The sequence below is a fragment of the Agrobacterium sp. ICMP 6402 genome, from assembly GCF_009498615.1.
Classification (GTDB): Bacteria; Pseudomonadota; Alphaproteobacteria; order Rhizobiales; family Rhizobiaceae; genus Agrobacterium; species Agrobacterium burrii.
In genome coordinates this window covers 266,670-283,765 of the sequence record NZ_QSNV01000006.1, presented here as the reverse complement: position 1 = coordinate 283,765, position 17,096 = coordinate 266,670, and the positions used below count along the sequence as shown (strand labels likewise).

Genomic DNA, 17,096 nt, shown 5'->3' with positions numbered 1-17,096 from the left:
TAAGAGATCACCCGCAAACAAGTCAACACACCAAATCACAAAAAATAAGAAAATCAGGCAAACTATTGAATTTAAAATATAATTTTCATTTTCGGTAATTATCCGATGCAAAATGCGCCACCGCGCTGCCGGTTTTGCACAGGAGAACAGAGCTCGCGACATCAAGTCGAGCCCAGCGCCTTCTTTTGGCCCGGTTCCTCGCTAATTGCTTTGCCAACGAAGCGTTAATGCGGGCATGCGTGCGCGTGTCCTTATGTAGGCTGTTGCGACATATCTTTCGGTGCGTCGATCAATTTGACTCATGGCTTTGAAAGTTGCACACCTTCGCCTGAAGTTTCTGGAGAGCGCATGACCGACGGGGCACAGCTGGTATGACTGCGGATCGCAATGTGATCCGGTCGCTAGGCACGGAGCCGCCAATTCTGGCGGAAGGACGTCGTGCACCCGATCGTCGCGAGATTTCGCTGCGATGGCTCTCCGGCACATTCCTGACTGGCATTACCTCTTCCATATTGATGGGTGTGGCTCTGTTTGCGGCCCTCGACGGCCGCCAGCAGCTCGCCATTCCCGCCGAGGCCTTCGCCAAGGCGGACATGGGTAACAATGCGACGGAAGCGGCGCGGCGCGGCACGCGCCTTATCGCCCCGAATATCGCGGCCCGGCCATCCGACCGGTCGATCATGGAAGTCTCGACTGTCATCAATGAAGGCGACAAGGAAGTGGTCCGCAAGGTTCCCTTCTCTCACGTCAAAATTCCCCTGGCGGCGAATTACGCCAAGCAGGATGACTATCCCGCCTTCGATCCCCTGAACATTTTCGCGAGCAACGACGACAAGGACGCCGCTGCGCCAGCGCCGAGCCGCACGGGAACGATCTACGGCTCCGAGGTTGAATCCGAAGTCAGCCTGAAGACCGTGGCCTTTCCCGTCCAGCACTCCAAATACGCCTTTGCCGGCTCCTTGAGCTTCGACGAGGTCGAGGAAGCGGTACGCTCGAACGGCTCGATCCTGACGGATGGCAACGAGCAGCTTGCTGCGCTTTATTACATCGACCCGCGCCGCTTCGATAATGATGAAGCCGATGTCGATATCACGGCTGGCCTCGCGGCCCGTGTCGTCGAGCAGAATATGTCGGTTTCCACCCCGCAATCGGCCTCGGTGCCGGTCAAGGAATATGCCGACGACGTGATCCCTGCCCGCCAGACCGAGACAATCGAGGCCGCTTTGTTCGGTGCGGGTTACTCCAAGGCACAATCATCGGAAATTGCCGGGCTGCTCTCACCGCAACTCCAGTCGAACAATGTTGAAAGCGGCGACGTGCTGCGTGTCGGCATTATTCAGGAAGACGAAAAAAGCGACATCGTGCGCGTCAGCCTTTATCGCAAGGGCCGCCATATGGTCACCATGGCCGTCGATGACCGGAAAAACTTCATCAAGGCCAGCGAACCGCCGAAACTCGACGCGGTCGCGACTGCCTTTGACAGCACGCCTGCACCAGCGGCCGGCCGCGACCTGCCGAGCGTCTATGACGGTGTCTACCGCGCGGCTCTTGCTTACGGCATGAACCAGAGCATGGTTTCCCAACTTATCAAGCTTCTCGCCAGCAGCGTCGATTTTCAGGCGCAGCTCAAACCGGCGGATACGCTGGAAGCCTTCTTCTCCGTGGAAGATGCCGATGGCAAGGCCACCGACAAGTCGGAACTGCTCTATGTCAATGCCAAGTTCGGCGATAACGAGACGCGGTTTTACCGGTTCCAGAACCCTGATGACAACAGCATCGATTATTTCGACGAAAACGGTAAAAGCATCCGGCAATTCCTGTTGCGCAACCCTGTTCCGAACGGCCGCATGACATCCGGTTTCGGCATGCGCCGTCACCCGGTTCTAAAATTCAGCCGCATGCACACCGGCACCGACTGGGCCGCCGCCCGCGGCACGCCGATCATCGCGACCGGCAACGGCACTGTCGAGAAAGCAGGCTGGGCCTCCGGTTACGGCAACCAGACCCTGCTTCGTCATGCCAACGGCTATGTTTCCTCCTATAATCACCAGAGTGCCATCGCCAAGGGCGTCACCGAGGGCTCCAAGGTCCGGCAGGGCCAGGTCATCGGTTATGTCGGATCTACCGGCCTTTCGACCGGCGCCCACCTGCATTACGAACTGATCGTCAACGGCACGAAAGTGGACGCGATGAAAGTGCGCCTGCCGGGCGGCAAGTCGCTTTCCGGCGATGCGCTCGCACGGTTCTCGGACGAGAGAAAGCGCATCGACAATCTTCTCAACATTGAAGACAAGCCAAATCAGGTAGCAAGCCGGTAACTCACCTGACGTCGTAGCCTGAAAAATCGGTCAAACAAAAAGGGCTCCGTTTCCGGAGCCCTTTTGCTTTATGCCGCATCTGCCGTTTCCGTTTCGGCCTCACTCTTCGGAGGCTTGACCTTGAACAGCAGCCGATCGGTGCCAGACGTCACTTTGACCCGCGAACCATCGGGGATTTCGCCGCCGAGGATCATTTCGGCGAGCCTGTCCTGAACCGACTTCTGGATCACCCGCTTCAGCGGGCGCGCACCATAGGCCGGATCATAGCCCTTGTTGGCGAGCCAGTTGCGGGCATCCTCATCCAGTTCGAGCGAAATCTTGCGGTCGCCGAGCAGCGAGACAAGCCGCTTCAACTGAATTTCCACGATGGCACCCATTTCGTCACGCCGCAGGCGGTGGAAGAGGATGATATCGTCGATACGGTTGAGGAATTCCGGCCGGAAATGCGACCGGACCCGCTCCATCACCAATTCACGAACCGAATCCACGTCATCATTGTCGCCCATCTGCGTCATGAATTCCGAACCGAGGTTCGAGGTCATGATGATGATGGTGTTCTTGAAATCGACGGTGCGGCCCTGACCATCCGTCAGGCGGCCATCATCGAGCACCTGCAACAGGACGTTGAAGACGTCAGGATGCGCTTTCTCAATCTCGTCGAACAACACGACCTGATAGGGCCGGCGGCGAACCGCCTCGGTCAAAGCACCACCCTCTTCGTAACCGACATAGCCTGGAGGCGCGCCGATAAGCCGGGCAACGGAGTGCTTCTCCATATATTCCGACATGTCGAGGCGAACCATCGCGGTTTCGTCATCGAACAGGAAACGGGCGAGCGACTTGGTCAGCTCGGTCTTGCCCACACCCGTCGGGCCGAGGAAGATGAACGAGCCGATAGGGCGGTTCGGATCCTGAAGGCCGGCGCGCGAACGGCGAACCGCCTTGGACACAGCCTGCACGGCCTCACCCTGTCCGACAACGGACTTGGCAAGCTCGTCCTCCATGCGCAGCAGCTTTTCGCGCTGACCTTCCAGCATCTTGTCGACAGGAATGCCGGTCCAGCGAGAAACGATATGGGCGATATTATCAGGCGTTACCACTTCCTGAACCATCGAGCCGGCGCCGCTGCTGTCGCGCGCTTCCGCCGCAGCCAGTTCCTTTTCAAGGCCCGGAATGATGCCATAGGTCAATTCGCCGGCGCGCTGGAACTGGCCGTTGCGCTGGGCAATCGCCAGTTCGTTGCGGGCGTCGTCCAGCTGCTTCTTGAGGTCTGCGGCATGGCCGAGCTTCTGCTTTTCTGACTGCCAGCGGGCTGTCAGCGCATCTGCTTTTTCTTCCGTATCAGCCAATTCGTCTTCGAGCTTTTTCAGCCGGTCGGCGGAAGACTGGTCAGTCTCCTGCTTGAGGGCCTCACGCTCGATCTTGAGCTGAATGATGCGGCGGTCCAGTTCGTCCAGTTCTTCCGGCTTGGAATCCACCTGCATGCGAAGACGCGAAGCGGCCTCGTCCATCAGGTCGATTGCCTTATCGGGCAGGAACCGGTCGGTAATGTAACGGTTGGAAAGCGTCGCAGCCGCAACCAGCGCCGAATCCGAGATGCGGACCTTGTGGTGCTGTTCGTATTTTTCCTTCAGACCGCGCAGGATCGAGATCGTGTCTTCCACGGTCGGTTCATCCACCAGCACGGGCTGGAAACGGCGGGCAAGGGCCGGATCCTTTTCCACGTGTTTGCGATATTCATCGAGCGTGGTGGCGCCAACGCAATGAAGTTCGCCGCGGGCAAGTGCTGGCTTCAGCAGATTGGAGGCGTCCATCGCCCCATCGGCCTTGCCGGCACCGACCAGCGTGTGCATCTCATCGATGAACAGGATGATGCCGCCATTTTCGGCCTGCACCTCATTGAGTACGGCCTTCAGACGTTCTTCGAATTCACCGCGATATTTTGCACCGGCAATCAGCGCGCCCATATCGAGCGCCATCAGCTTCTTGTCCTTGAGGCTTTCCGGCACATCGCCATTGACGATGCGCAGCGCAAGCCCTTCGGCAATCGCCGTTTTACCGACGCCGGGTTCGCCGATTAGCACCGGGTTGTTCTTGGTGCGGCGTGACAGCACCTGAATGGTACGGCGGATTTCGTCGTCACGACCGATGACAGGGTCGAGCCTGCCCTCGCGGGCCTCTTCCGTCAGATCGCGCGCGAATTTCTTCAGCGCGTCAAAACCCTGTTCGGCATTGGAGCTATCGGCCGTACGGCCCTTGCGGATTTCATTGATGACCTGATTGAGGCCCTGCGCCGTCACGCCCGCCTTCTTCAGCGAAGCCGAAGTGGAAGCAGAGCTTTCAATCGCCAGAGCCTGCAAAAGGCGCTCGACGGTGACAAAGCTGTCGCCCGCCTTTTTTGCGAGATCTTCAGCAGTCGAGAAAACCTTGGCGAGCGGAGCGGTCAGCGAAAGACCACCATTGCCGCCGGAAACCTTGGGCAATTTCGCCAGTGCCGCGTCATTGGCAAGACGCGCTTCTTTCGCGTTGCCACCGGCACGCTCAATCAGCGATGCTGCCATGCCCTGCTCGTCATCGAGCAAAACCTTGAGAACATGTTCGGCAGAAAACTGCTGGTGATTTTCCGCAAGCGCAAAGGTCTGCGCCGATTGCAGAAAACCGCGAACACGTTCGGAGTATTTTTCAATATTCATAGTCGAACCTCCATTGACCGGCCCGCCCGCTTTCGGCACGGCTCCGGGTGTTAGGGTTGAGGCTCCCTCAAAAGGCAAGCCCCGCTACGACAGCCGTGTTTAAAGGATTTCACGATCGCCGCCTCTCGAAGGTCGGTTGCCGGCGAATGCGGCTTCCGTCCTTCCTGCACGAATATGGGAGGCATTTTCATCGGTTTAAAGGGGCGTAAAACCGCCGCTCGGGAAATTTTCGCCTGTTTTGACAGACATCAGCTTCGTGTCGCGCATCCGCCCTCTTCGCCGACGGGTTCCTCCCCATATGAACCCCAAAAACAAAAAACTCCGGCAAGCCGGAGTTTTTCAATCCCGTGTTCGGCCGCGTGTTTGGCGCGGTCTGTTTGAAATCCCTGCTTATTCAGCAGCGTTTTCAAGGGGGGCCGGTGTTGCGTCTTCGCCGGCTGGCGCTTCTTCACCTTCGGCACCTTCCGCCGCTGCGGCACGGCGCGGGCGACGCGGGCGCGGGGTCGTGGCACGACGGGGCTTTGGCGCACGTTCGGTCGCGGGCGCTTCCGACTGCTGCTGCTCTTCCTCGACGGCCACTTCCATGGGCGTACCTTCGATGACGGGCTGCGGCGCCTGGCTGGCGTCGTAAACCGGCGGCTGCTGTTCGGACGAGACCTGCGGCTGGCGCGGCTGACGTTCCTGCCGCTCACGGCGGTCCGGACGTTCGCGACGTTCCTGGCGTGGCTCGCTCCGTTCAGTGCGCTCCTGGCGCTCCGGCTGCTGGACGCGCTCTACCTGTTCGGAATGTTGCTGCGGTGCAACGAAGCCGTTGTCGCCATCGTTTCCATCCATATCGTCGGCATCCGCGTCGGCGGCATTGTATTCACCGCGATCGTCGCGCTGGAACCGTTCCTGCATCTGGGCTTGAGCCGTTGCAATGATGCGATTGTAATGCTCCGCGTGCTGCAGATAGTTTTCCGCGATCACACGGTCACCGGAACTCTGCGCGTCCCGGGCAAGGGCAGCGTATTTTTCCGCTATATGCTGGGCTGTACCGCGAATCTTAACATCGGGGCCGGAACTGTCATAAGTCCTGGTGAGCGGGTTACCGCCCTTGCGGTTAAAGTTGTTGTTACCGCCACCATTGTTATTGTTGTTATTATTGTTGCTTCCACGCCCCCGGCCGCGCTTGTTTTGCTGTCCTGGCCTCATCAATTGCTCACCTGAATTCTGTTTTGCTGACAATCTGGTTATTTTCATGCAATTCCGGACGGAAAACCGCTGGAAATTTTTCCTGAAATTGTTCCGTCACGCGTCCCGCCGAAGATAACCCCGGACAAAACCTCGCGTGTGACGACCGGTCGCGCAAATGCTGCACCGAGCCGCCTGCGAACAAAGTTTACTGATTCACATGCCGGAAACGCCCAGCCTTTCAGGGCTCTCAAAAGAACCCGCTTCGGGACTGACCCATACCCTGACGAATCTGCGTTCGTCCTCAGCCACCCTGCATGTGGCCGCAAACTATCCCGCTTCCCGCGGAAATCCAAGCCTTTTCTTTTGCTGTGCAAAATATCCTTGCAAAAAATCCGCCGCCATATCGCGAAGAACTATCTCCGGAAGATCAAAACTCTGTCGTTGCCGCCATAATCCTTCACGGCCTCCACAAGAGTGAAACCGTTGGAAGCAAATATGTCGGAAACATCAAGCCTTTGATCGAAACCGATCTCTACACCAACGATCCCGTTTTCCACAAGAAATCGGCCTGCGTCGGCAGCAATAAGGCGGTACGGTGCAAGGCCGTCCTGACCTCCGTCCAGCGCCGCCATCGGATCGTGATGACGAACCTCTCGGTCGAGCGTTGTAACGATATCGCTTCTTATATAAGGCGGATTCGACACAATTATGTCAAAGCGGCCGGAGATTTTCTCAAACCAGTCGCTATGCCTGATCTCGAAACGCGCTTCGAGCCCGTTTCGGGACGCGTTTCTGGCAGCTGTCTCCAGCGCATCAGCGGAAATATCGCTGCCGACACCCGTCACCTCCGGGCATTCCTTCAAAAGCGCCAGACAGATCGCACCCGTGCCCGTGCCTAAATCCAGAATGCGGGCGCTACCCTTTTGGGAAACCGCCTCTTTTAACGCCGGCAAAAGCGTGTCAACGAGAACCTCCGTATCCGGGCGGGGTTCGAGCGTCTCCTTCGACAACAGAAGATCGAGGCCATGAAACTCCCGGTGACCGAGGATGCGATGGACCGGCTCTCCCCCCGCCCGCCTTTCGATCATGACGGCGATGCGGGCCTGCTCTTCCTGCGTAATGGGCCTGTCAGGCTTCATCACGAAATCGGTCAGTGAAAAGGCGATAACCTCTGCGATCAACAGGCGCGCATCGAGAAGTGGATCGGCAACACCGACCGCCTGCAGCCGTTTGCGGGCGGCGGCAAGTTCAGCCGAAACGGTTCCCTCAGCGCCGCTCAAAGCTGCTGTTCGCCAAGCAGTGCCAGCTGGCCGGCCTGATAATCGGCGATCAACGCATCCACAAGCTCATCGATTTCACCTTCAATCATCCGGTCGAGCTTGTAGAGGGTAAGGTTGATGCGGTGATCGGTGACGCGCCCCTGCGGAAAATTATAGGTGCGGATGCGCTCGGACCGGTCACCCGAACCGACCTGGCTCTTGCGGTCAGCCGAACGTTCGCTATCCACCTTCTGGCGCTCGATGTCGTAAAGGCGTGAGCGCAGAACCTGCATCGCCTTGGCGCGGTTCTGGTGCTGGGATTTCTCCGAACTCGTGACGATCAGGCCCGTCGGAAGATGGGTGATGCGAACGGCGGAGTCCGTGGTGTTGACGTGCTGGCCACCTGCACCCGAGGCACGCATCGTATCGATGCGTATATCCTCCGGGCGGATTTCGACGTCGATGTCCTCCGCTTCCGGTAGCACCGCAACGGTGGCGGCGGAGGTATGGATACGGCCGCTTGCTTCCGTTTCCGGCACCCGCTGAACGCGATGTACGCCGGATTCGAATTTCAACTTGGAGAAGACCCCTCGCCCGGTAATCGTGGCGATAATTTCCTTGTAACCGCCCGCTTCACCTTCGCTGGCGGAAAGCACCTCGACTTTCCAGCCTTTGGTCGACGCGAAGCGCTCATACATACGGAACAGATCTCCGGCAAACAGCGCCGCCTCGGAGCCGCCGGTACCGGCACGGATTTCAAGGATCGCGCTTTTTTCATCCGCCGCATCCTTGGGAAGCAGCAGGACCTGCATATCCTTCTCAAGCTCACCGATGCGGGCCTCGACGTCAGGCAGTTCCATTTCCGCCAGATCGCGCATGTCCCTGTCGGTCGTCCTGTCGGCGAGCAGCGCCCCGAGATCGGCAGCCTCGGCAATCGCCTTTTCGTAGTCGCGAATCTTGTTCACGACCGGCTGAAGCTCGGAATATTCCGAAGCCAGCTTCACATAGACATCCGCCGCCGGGCCAGCCGACATCCGCGCTTCGATCTCTCCGAAACGCCTTTCCAGTTCGCGCATTTTTTCGACGGGAAGCTTCGCCACCAGTCACTCCGATAATGAAATAAGTCTTTTAAATGGGAATGGAATGCGCTGCAGCAAAGCGTAACAACACCTCGCGCCCGCTTTCCAGCGAATTATGATCGTCAAGCGCAGCATTCAGCTCGTCGGCAAGGCGCGCGGCGTCCAGCCCGAGCAGCATGGCCTTGACCGGACCGATTGCCGTCGGCGACATGGAGATCGACCGGAAACCGAGACCGATCAGCGCCATGGCAGTCAGCGGCTTGCCCGCCATCTCACCGCATAGCGTGACCGATGTGTGGTGCTTTTCGCCGGCGCGAACAATATCACGCAGAATGCGCAGGAACGGCTTGCCGAGATTGTCGAAACGATCCGAAACCCGGGCATTGCCACGATCGACCGCCATGGAAAACTGGAACAGGTCGTTTGAACCCACGGAAACGAAATCCACCTCCTGCATCAGCTCGTCGAGCTGCCACATCAAGGACGGCACTTCCAGCATCGCGCCGAATTGCAGCTTTTTCGGCAGCGCATGGCTGAATTTCGAAAGATGCTGCACTTCCTTCTGCAGAAGATCGCGTGCGGCCCGGATTTCGGATACCTCGGTCACCATCGGCAACATCATGCGCAGTTCCGCTCCGGACGCGGCGCGCAGCAGCGCGCGCATCTGCGTGCGCATCAGGCCCGGCCGGTCGAGTGACAGGCGGATCGCCCGCCAGCCAAGCGCCGGGTTTTCCTCTTCCTGGCCGCGCATATAGGAGACGACCTTGTCGCCGCCGATATCGAGCGTGCGGAAGGTGACGCTCTTGCCCTTGGCCTGCCGCAGAACCGAGCGGTAGAAAGCCTCCTGCTCCTCGCCCTTCGGCATGTTGGAGGCGATCATGAATTGCAGCTCGGTGCGGAACAGGCCGATGCCATCGGCACCGGATTCCTCGAGCTGCGGCAGATCGACCAAGAGGCCCGCATTCATCTTGAGGTTGACCTTCTGGCCATCCTTGGTAATCGGCTCGACATTGCGCAGCGCGCGGAACTGCTCCTGCCGCTTGGCACGCAGGCGAACTTTTTCCTCATAGGCGCGCTGCAAATCCGACATCGGCCGCAGATGCACCTGGCCGTCATCACCATCGATGATGATCGGATCGTTATTTTCCGCCAGCGCGACGATACCGGCCGCCTGGCCGATGATCGGAATACCCATGGCGCGCGCCACGATGACGACGTGGCTCGTCACCGCCCCGTCTTCGAGCACCAGACCGCGCAGTTTCTCACGCGGGTAATCCAGTAATTCGGCAGCACCCATGGCGCGTGCCAGAACGATGGCGTCCAGCGGAAAATCCAGCTCCGGGCTGCGACCGCCGAAACCGATCAGCTGGCGCAGCAGCCGGTTGGCGAGATCGTCGAAATCATGCATGCGCTCGCGCAGATAAGGATCGGTCAGGCGCATCATGCGCGCCTTGGTGTCGCTCTGCACCTTCTCGACCGCCGCTTCGGCCGTCAGGCCGTTGCGGATCGCCTCTTCCATGCGCCGCACCCACCCCTGATCGTGGGCGAACATGCGATAGGTTTCCAGAACCTCGCGGTGCTCACCTTCAGTCGGCACGTCGCGGCGCTGCAACATGTCATCGATCGACAGGCGCAGCGAACCGATGGCGTCGGCAAGACGCAGGATTTCCGTATCCGCGTCCTCGTTCAAGAGATTGGTGACGACAATGCGGGGATCGTGCAGCACGACGTGGCCAAGACCGATGCCTTCACCGTAACCGTCGCCATCGATGGAGACGGCACGCGTCAGGTCCAGCTCCACGCCGGGGCGGGTGATCTTTTTCAACTCGCCGCTCGCCACTATTTCAGCGATAAGCATCGCAGTTGTCTCAAGCGCTTCAACTTCATCCTCCCGGTATGTTCGGCTGACCTTGTTCTGAACCACAAGAACGCCAAGAGTGCGACCGGAACGTAAAATCGGCACGCCGAGGAAGGAATGATAAATTTCCTCGCCGGTTTCAGGAAGATAGCGGAAAGCGGGATGCGCCTGCGCATCGGAAAGATTGAGTGGCTGGGCGGAAGCGGCAATGGTGCCGACAAGACCTTGCCCCATTTTCAACTGGGCAAGATGCACGGCATCCTTGTTCAGACCTTCGGTGGCATAAAGTTCCAGCACGCTGTCGGAACGCAGCACGTAGACCGAGCAAACCTCCGCCACCATGTTGCTGGCTATCTGACGGACGATCTGGTCCAGGCGGTCCTGCGGCTCAAGGTGCTCCGCCATCATTTCGCGCAGCCGCTTGAGCAGGACGCGTGGACCTGCAGAAAGGTCTCTCATCGCGTTTGCTCCCCGACGCTTCCGATCCGAATGTCATAATATTCGAGAATCAAAACGTCATTTAAAAAATTTATAGCGCGAGAAGCGCGTCCCGCAAGGGACACGCTTTCAAGAAACGCCACATCGGAAGAACGCAACCCCGAAGAATCGGAGCATCGGGAACCGATGTCTCGGGTTCAAGCCTTATCGAGACCGTAGGCGGAATGCAAAGTGCGAACGGCAAGTTCGGCATAGGCGCCATCGATCAGGATCGAAATCTTGATCTCTGACGTGGTGATGGCCTTGATGTTGATGTTCTTCTCGGCAAGCGCCTTGAAGGCGCTGGCGGCAACGCCGGCGTGGCTGCGCATGCCGATACCGATGACCGAAACCTTGGCGAGACCCGTCTCGTTCTGCGCGACGTCGAAGCCGATCTGGGCCTTGTTCTCGTCGAGAACCTTGAGAGCCTTGGCAACGTCACCCGAAGGAACGGTGAAGGTCATGTCGGTGCGCGAGCCATCTTCGGAGATGTTCTGCACGATCATGTCGACATTGATATGCGCTTCGGCGAGCGGACCGAAGATCGCGGCGGAAACGCCCGGACGGTCGGCCACGCGGCGCAGCGAAATCTGTGCTTCATCCTTGGCATAGGCGATGCCTGTTACGACTTCCTGTTCCACGATTTCATCCTCGTCACAAATCAAAGTACCGGGCGGGTTGATGAGGTCGCCCATGCCCGGCGCATCGGGATCCTCGAAACTGGAGCGAACGAAGGTGCGCACCTTGTGTACCATGGCAAGCTCGACGGAGCGAACCTGCAGAACCTTCGCGCCGAGAGACGCCATTTCAAGCATTTCCTCGAAGGCGATCTTCTTCATGCGGCGAGCCTTGGGCTCGATGCGCGGATCGGTGGTGTAGACGCCATCGACATCGGTATAGATATCGCAACGATCCGCCTTCACGGCAGCGGCGATAGCGACGGCAGACGTGTCCGATCCGCCGCGACCGAGCGTCGCGATGCGGTTATCCGGGCCGATGCCCTGGAAACCGGCAACGACGGCAACCTGACCTTCGCCCATGCGGTGAACGATATCCGAACCGTCAATCTCGAGGATGCGGGCGGCGCCATGCGCATTATCGGTGCGGATAGGGATCTGCCAGCCCTGCCATGAGCGCGCGTTGATGCCCATGGACTGCAGCGTAATCGCCAGCAGACCTGACGTCACCTGCTCGCCGGATGCGACGACCGCATCATATTCGCGCGCATCATAGAAGGAGGCGGCGTTGGTGCCGGCCACCTTCGCAGCATTCTGCACCCAGTCCACCAATTCGTTGGTTTTGCCGGACATGGCGGAAACGACCACGGCCACTTCATGGCCGGCATCCACTTCGCGTTTCACATGCCGTGCGACATTGTGAATGCGTTCGAGGTTCGCGACGGACGTGCCGCCGAATTTCATGACAATGCGAGCCATAGCCTTGACCAGTACATCCCTTTTTTCCGCCAGCCGGTTTTCACCCGGTGTGGACAAGAACAAACCCAGTCGGCCCTTCCTGACAAAGAGCCTCAAGTTGCGGGTCTCTTAGCGAAAAGGCGGGGGGCACGCAATGCCGTTTATGAACCATGCGGTACGCCTTTTGGCCGACCTTCGCGACGGACGGTGACGGGCTGGAACAGAAGGCGGGAGAAAGTACCCGTAAAAGAGCGTACCGCAGTGCACTGTACAAACGGGCCTATTCGCAGTATGAGCGCGGGCAATGCAACCGGCCAGATGGCCGAAATGGCCAGTATCGGCTGCCCCGGAGACTTTAGAACCTATTGGTTTCGGGCGGATGCGGGCAGCTTCATATCCGAAAGACGGTAGATGACAGACACCCAGGGTATCGCCCCGGCGATCGCGCAGGCGTTGGAAAAACGCGGTTACAAAGACTTGACCCCCGTACAGGAGGCGATGCTTTCGCCTGAACTGGCTGACAAGGATGCGCTGGTTTCCGCGCAGACCGGCTCCGGCAAGACGGTTGCCTTCGGCATTGCGCTTGCAACCACGCTGCTGCGTGACACAAATCGTTTCGGTCAGGCCTCCGCACCCCTGGCGCTTGCCATTGCGCCAACCCGCGAACTGGCCATGCAGGTCAAGCGCGAGCTGGAATGGCTTTATGAATTCACCGGTGTCTCGATTGCATCCTGCGTCGGCGGCATGGATATCCGCAGCGAGCGCCGGGCGCTGGAACGCGGTGCTCATATCGTTGTCGGCACACCTGGCCGTCTCTGCGATCATATCAAGCGCAACGCGCTCGATCTGTCCTCGCTGCGCGCTGTGGTGCTGGACGAAGCCGACGAGATGCTCGATCTCGGTTTCCGTGAAGATCTGGAATTCATTCTGGAAGAATCGCCCGCCGATCGCCGCACGCTGATGTTCTCGGCCACCGTTCCGCGCAGCATCGCCAAGCTTGCCGAAAGCTACCAGAAGAACGCCGTGCGCATCGCCACTGCTTCCGAGCAGAAGCAGCATGTGGATATTGAATATCGCGCCCTGCTGGTGTCGCCTTCCGATCGTGAGAACGCCATCATCAACGCGCTGCGCTTTTACGAAGCCCGCAACGCCATCGTGTTCTGCTCCACCCGCGCCGCCGTCAACCATCTGACGGCCCGCCTGAACAATCGCGGCTTCTCAGTCGTTGCCCTTTCCGGTGAACTGACCCAGAACGAGCGCACGCACGCCCTGCAGGCCATGCGTGACGGCCGCGCCCGTGTTTGCGTGGCGACCGACGTTGCCGCACGCGGCATCGACCTGCCGGGTCTGGAACTCGTCATCCACGCCGACCTGCCGACCAATTCGGAAACGCTTCTGCACCGTTCCGGCCGTACCGGTCGTGCCGGGCAGAAGGGCGTCAGCGCCATCATTGTGCCCGTGAGCCAGCGCCGCAAGGCCGAACGCCTTCTCGAAGGCGCCAAGGTCAGCCCGGCATGGGTTCGTCCGCCCTCCGTCGAAGAGATCGTCGAGCGCGACGGCGCAAGGCTTCTGGCCGATCCGACACTCAGCGAAGCGGTGGCTGAGGACGAACGCGATTTCGTCAACCAGCTGCTGGAACAGCATGGTGCGGAAAAAGTCGCGGCCGCCTTCGTACGCCTTTATCATGCGGGACGCTCGGCCCCTGAAGACATCTTCGAAGTCGCGCTCGACAACACCCGCAAGCCGCGCCGCGACAGCTTCGAAACGGTCGAAAACAACGCGCCGCGCCGCGAACGGTCCGACTTCTCCGACAGCGCGTGGTTCTCGCTGTCCGTCGGCCGCAAGCAGAGCGCCGAGCCGCGCTGGCTTATCCCGATGCTGTGCCGTTTCGGCAAGATCACCCGCCAGGATATCGGCGCGATCCGCATGCAGCAGACGGAAACCTTCGTGGAACTGGCGGCCGACGCCGTCGACCGTTTCACCTCCGCCATCGGCAAAGACATGATGCTCGAAAAGGGCATTCGCCTGAAGCAGATGGAAGGCAAGCCGGAAATGACCGGCAACGCCCGTGAAGACACAAGGCCCGCCACAGCGCAGCGCAAATTCACGAAATCCGACAATGCGAGCGCGCCGCGCGACGACCGCAAGGGTGATGACAAGCCCTGGAAGAAGAAAAAGGCCTTCGGCGACAAGCCAAAATACGAAGGCAAGAAGGACAAGCCGTTCGAAAAGCGTGGGCCGAAGCCGACGAAGGGCTAAGCCTACTTTATCGGTAATCCTCGGCTCAAGGCCGAGGATTACGTCCGGTCAGAGACAATGCACCACAAAAAAGCCCCGCGTCTGCGGGGCTTTTCTTTTGTCTACACAGATCAGAACGCCGTCACTCAGAACTCAAGCGCGCGGTCGCCGTTCTCATCCTTGATGCGGTTCGGCAGACCAATCTTGTTCAGGATGTTCAGGAACGGCTTCGGCGGCAGTTCTTCCACATTGGCCATCTGCTTCACATCCCATTCGCCGGTGGCGATGAGCATGGCAGCGGCGACCGGGGGAACGCCGGCGGTGTAGGAAATGCCCTGCGAGCCAACTTCTTCGTAAGCTTCCTTGTGGTCGGCCACGTTGTAGATGAAGACTTCGCGTTCCTTGCCATCCTTGATGCCCTTGACGATATCGCCAATGCAGGTCTTGCCGACATAGTCAGGCGCCAGCGAGGACGGATCGGGCAGGACGGCCTTGACCAGCTTGAGCGGCACGACTTCCAGACCTTCTGCCGTCTTGACCGGCTTTTCGGACAGGAGACCGAGGTTCTTCAGCACGGTGAAAACGTTGATATAGTGATCGCCGAAGCCCATCCAGAAGCGCACATCGGCACCGTCCATATTTTTGGAAAGCGAATGCACTTCGTCATGGCCGGTCATGTAGGCCTTCTGCTTGCCGACGACAGGCAGATCGAATTCCTGGCCGACTTCGAACATCTGGTTCGTCTGCCACTCACCCTTCTGCCAGGAATAGACAACGCCGGTGAATTCGCGGAAGTTGATTTCCGGATCGAAATTGGTCGAGAACCAGCGGCCATGGCTGCCGGCATTGATGTCGACGATATCGACCGAGGTGACCTTGTCGAAATATTCATCCTTGGCAAGGCGGGCATAGGCATTGACCACGCCGGGGTCGAAACCGACGCCCAGAATGGCGGTGACGCCCTTTTTCTTGCACTCAGCGGCGCGCTTCCACTCGTAGTTTCCATACCAGGGCGGCGCCTCGCAAATCTTGGTCGGATCCTCATGGATCGCCGTGTCCATATAGGCAACACCTGCGTCCATGCAGGCACGAAGAACGGACATGTTAACGAAAGACGAACCGACATTGATGACGATTTCCACGCCGGTCTGTTTAATCAAGGCTTTCGTCGCCTCGATATCCATAGCGTCAAGCGCATGGGCCTCAAGTTTCACATCTGTCTTGAGGCTGTTCTTTTCGCGTACGGACTCGACAATCTTGCGGCACTTTTCCAAAGTCCGTGACGCAATATGAATGTCTCCCAATACATCGCTGTTCTGGGCGCATTTATGCGCCACGACCTGTGCTACGCCACCGGCGCCGATGATCAGAACGTTCTTCTTCATTTCAGGTGATGCCTCCTTTTCCCCGCAGGGATAAGCTTCGTTTGATGTTGAAACAGGGTTTTAAGACAGGCTTTGCTCGAAATCGGCAAAGTCGAATTCACGAACGGCGCGCACGGTGCCGTCCAGTTCCTTGATGGCGATCGCCGGCATCTTCACGCCGTTGAACCAGTTCTTCTTGACCATGGTGTAACCGGCCGCGTCCTGGAAGGAGATGCGGTCACCGACCTTCAGCTCCTTGTCAAATCGGAAATCGCCGAAAATATCGCCGGCCAGGCAGGACTTGCCGCAGACCATATAGGGATGTTCGCCCTCGTTCGGCGAAACCTTCGCGGTTTCGCGATAGATCAGCAAATCGAGCATGTGGGCTTCGATGGAACTGTCGACGATGGCGAGATTCTTGCCGTTGAACAGCGTGTCGAGAACCGTCACCTCAAGTGTGGTGCTTTTGGTAATCGAAGCTTCGCCGGGTTCCAGATAGACCTGCACGCCATATTTTTCCGAGAACGCCCGCAGGCGGTCGCAGAACTGATCAAGCGGGTAATTGTCGCCGGTGAAATGAATGCCGCCGCCGAGGCTGACCCATTCGGCACGTGAAAGCAGCGATCCGAACTTCTCCTCGATCTGCGCCAACATACGATCGAACAGTGCGAAATCGCCGTTTTCGCAATTGTTGTGGATCATGAAACCGGAAATGCGGTCCATGACCTTGTCGACCTTGGCGACGTCCCATTCACCAAGACGGCTGAAAGGACGCGCGGGATCGGCAAGATCGAAACTGGAGGAGCTGACCTGCGGATTGAGACGCAGGCCACGCGTGATGCCGGCGGCCTTGTCGGCGAAACGCTCCAGCTGACCGATCGAATTGAAGATGATCTTGTCGGCGTTTGATATCACCTCGTCGATTTCGTAGTCGGCATAGGCAACGGAATAGGCGTGGGTTTCGCCACCGAATTTTTCGCGGCCAAGGCGCACCTCATAAAGCGAGGACGAGGTGGTGCCGTCCATATATTGCGACATGAAATCGAACACCGACCATGTGGCGAAGCATTTCAGCGCCAGAAGCGCCTTGGCCCCGGATTTTTCCCGCACATAAGCAATCTTCTCCATGTTTTGGAGAAGTTTTGTCTTGTCGATGAGGTAATAAGGCGTCTGAAGCATGGCGTTTCACATATTGATTGAAGTCAAGGTACGTCTCGAT

The 17,096-nt window shown here is 58.7% G+C and carries 10 protein-coding genes; 2 read left to right on the top strand and 8 right to left on the bottom strand.

Annotated features, from left to right (window positions below; translation table 11 throughout):
• The first annotated feature begins 371 nt into the window (after positions 1-371).
• Complete coding sequence (locus DXT96_RS18005; protein ID WP_149901137.1) at positions 372-2,318, top strand: M23 family metallopeptidase; 1,947 nt, start codon at positions 372-374, stop codon at positions 2,316-2,318.
• Positions 2,319-2,386: 68 nt separating this feature from the next.
• On the opposite strand, the gene clpB is transcribed toward DXT96_RS18005, so the two are convergent.
• The 6 genes from clpB to DXT96_RS17975 all read right to left on the bottom strand — a co-directional run bounded on the left by clpB (position 2,387) and on the right by DXT96_RS17975 (position 12,296).
• Positions 2,387-5,011, bottom strand: coding sequence for an ATP-dependent chaperone ClpB (gene clpB, locus DXT96_RS18000; protein WP_153515789.1), 2,625 nt, complete (start codon positions 5,009-5,011; stop codon positions 2,387-2,389).
• Positions 5,012-5,401: 390 nt separating this feature from the next.
• Positions 5,402-6,205: a DUF4167 domain-containing protein gene (locus DXT96_RS17995; RefSeq protein ID WP_153515788.1), complete on the bottom strand. Its 804-nt coding sequence runs from the start codon at positions 6,203-6,205 to the stop codon at positions 5,402-5,404.
• A 395-nt stretch (positions 6,206-6,600) separates the two neighbouring features.
• Positions 6,601-7,467, bottom strand: a complete 867-nt coding sequence (gene prmC / locus DXT96_RS17990; RefSeq protein WP_153515787.1) for a peptide chain release factor N(5)-glutamine methyltransferase — start codon at positions 7,465-7,467, stop codon at positions 6,601-6,603.
• Positions 7,464-8,546, bottom strand: a complete 1,083-nt coding sequence (gene prfA / locus DXT96_RS17985) for a peptide chain release factor 1 (protein WP_371418912.1) — start codon at positions 8,544-8,546, stop codon at positions 7,464-7,466. The genes prmC and prfA overlap by 4 nt, the downstream gene beginning before the upstream one ends.
• A 28-nt stretch (positions 8,547-8,574) precedes the next feature.
• On the bottom strand, positions 8,575-10,842 hold the full coding sequence (gene ptsP, locus DXT96_RS17980) for a phosphoenolpyruvate--protein phosphotransferase (RefSeq protein WP_149901142.1): 2,268 nt from the start codon (positions 10,840-10,842) through the stop codon (positions 8,575-8,577).
• A gap of 176 nt (positions 10,843-11,018) precedes the next feature.
• A complete protein-coding gene (locus tag DXT96_RS17975; RefSeq protein ID WP_035243307.1) occupies positions 11,019-12,296 on the bottom strand; it encodes an aspartate kinase in 1,278 nt (425 codons plus the stop codon).
• A gap of 390 nt (positions 12,297-12,686) precedes the next feature.
• On the opposite strand from DXT96_RS17975, the gene DXT96_RS17965 reads away from it, so the two are divergent.
• Positions 12,687-14,534 carry a DEAD/DEAH box helicase gene (locus DXT96_RS17965; protein WP_149901143.1) on the top strand — a complete coding sequence of 616 codons (1,848 nt, stop codon included), beginning with the start codon at positions 12,687-12,689 and terminating at the stop codon, positions 14,532-14,534.
• A gap of 125 nt (positions 14,535-14,659) precedes the next feature.
• Here the strand turns inward: DXT96_RS17965 and DXT96_RS17960 are convergent, their stop codons facing one another.
• Together DXT96_RS17960 and nspC are read right to left on the bottom strand one after the other, a co-directional pair.
• Positions 14,660-15,898 (bottom strand): saccharopine dehydrogenase family protein, encoded by a 1,239-nt coding sequence (locus DXT96_RS17960; RefSeq protein ID WP_153515786.1) that lies wholly within the window; start codon positions 15,896-15,898, stop codon positions 14,660-14,662.
• A gap of 60 nt (positions 15,899-15,958) precedes the next feature.
• Complete coding sequence (gene nspC, locus DXT96_RS17955) at positions 15,959-17,056, bottom strand: carboxynorspermidine decarboxylase (RefSeq protein WP_153515785.1); 1,098 nt, start codon at positions 17,054-17,056, stop codon at positions 15,959-15,961.
• Positions 17,057-17,096 lie beyond the last annotated feature (40 nt).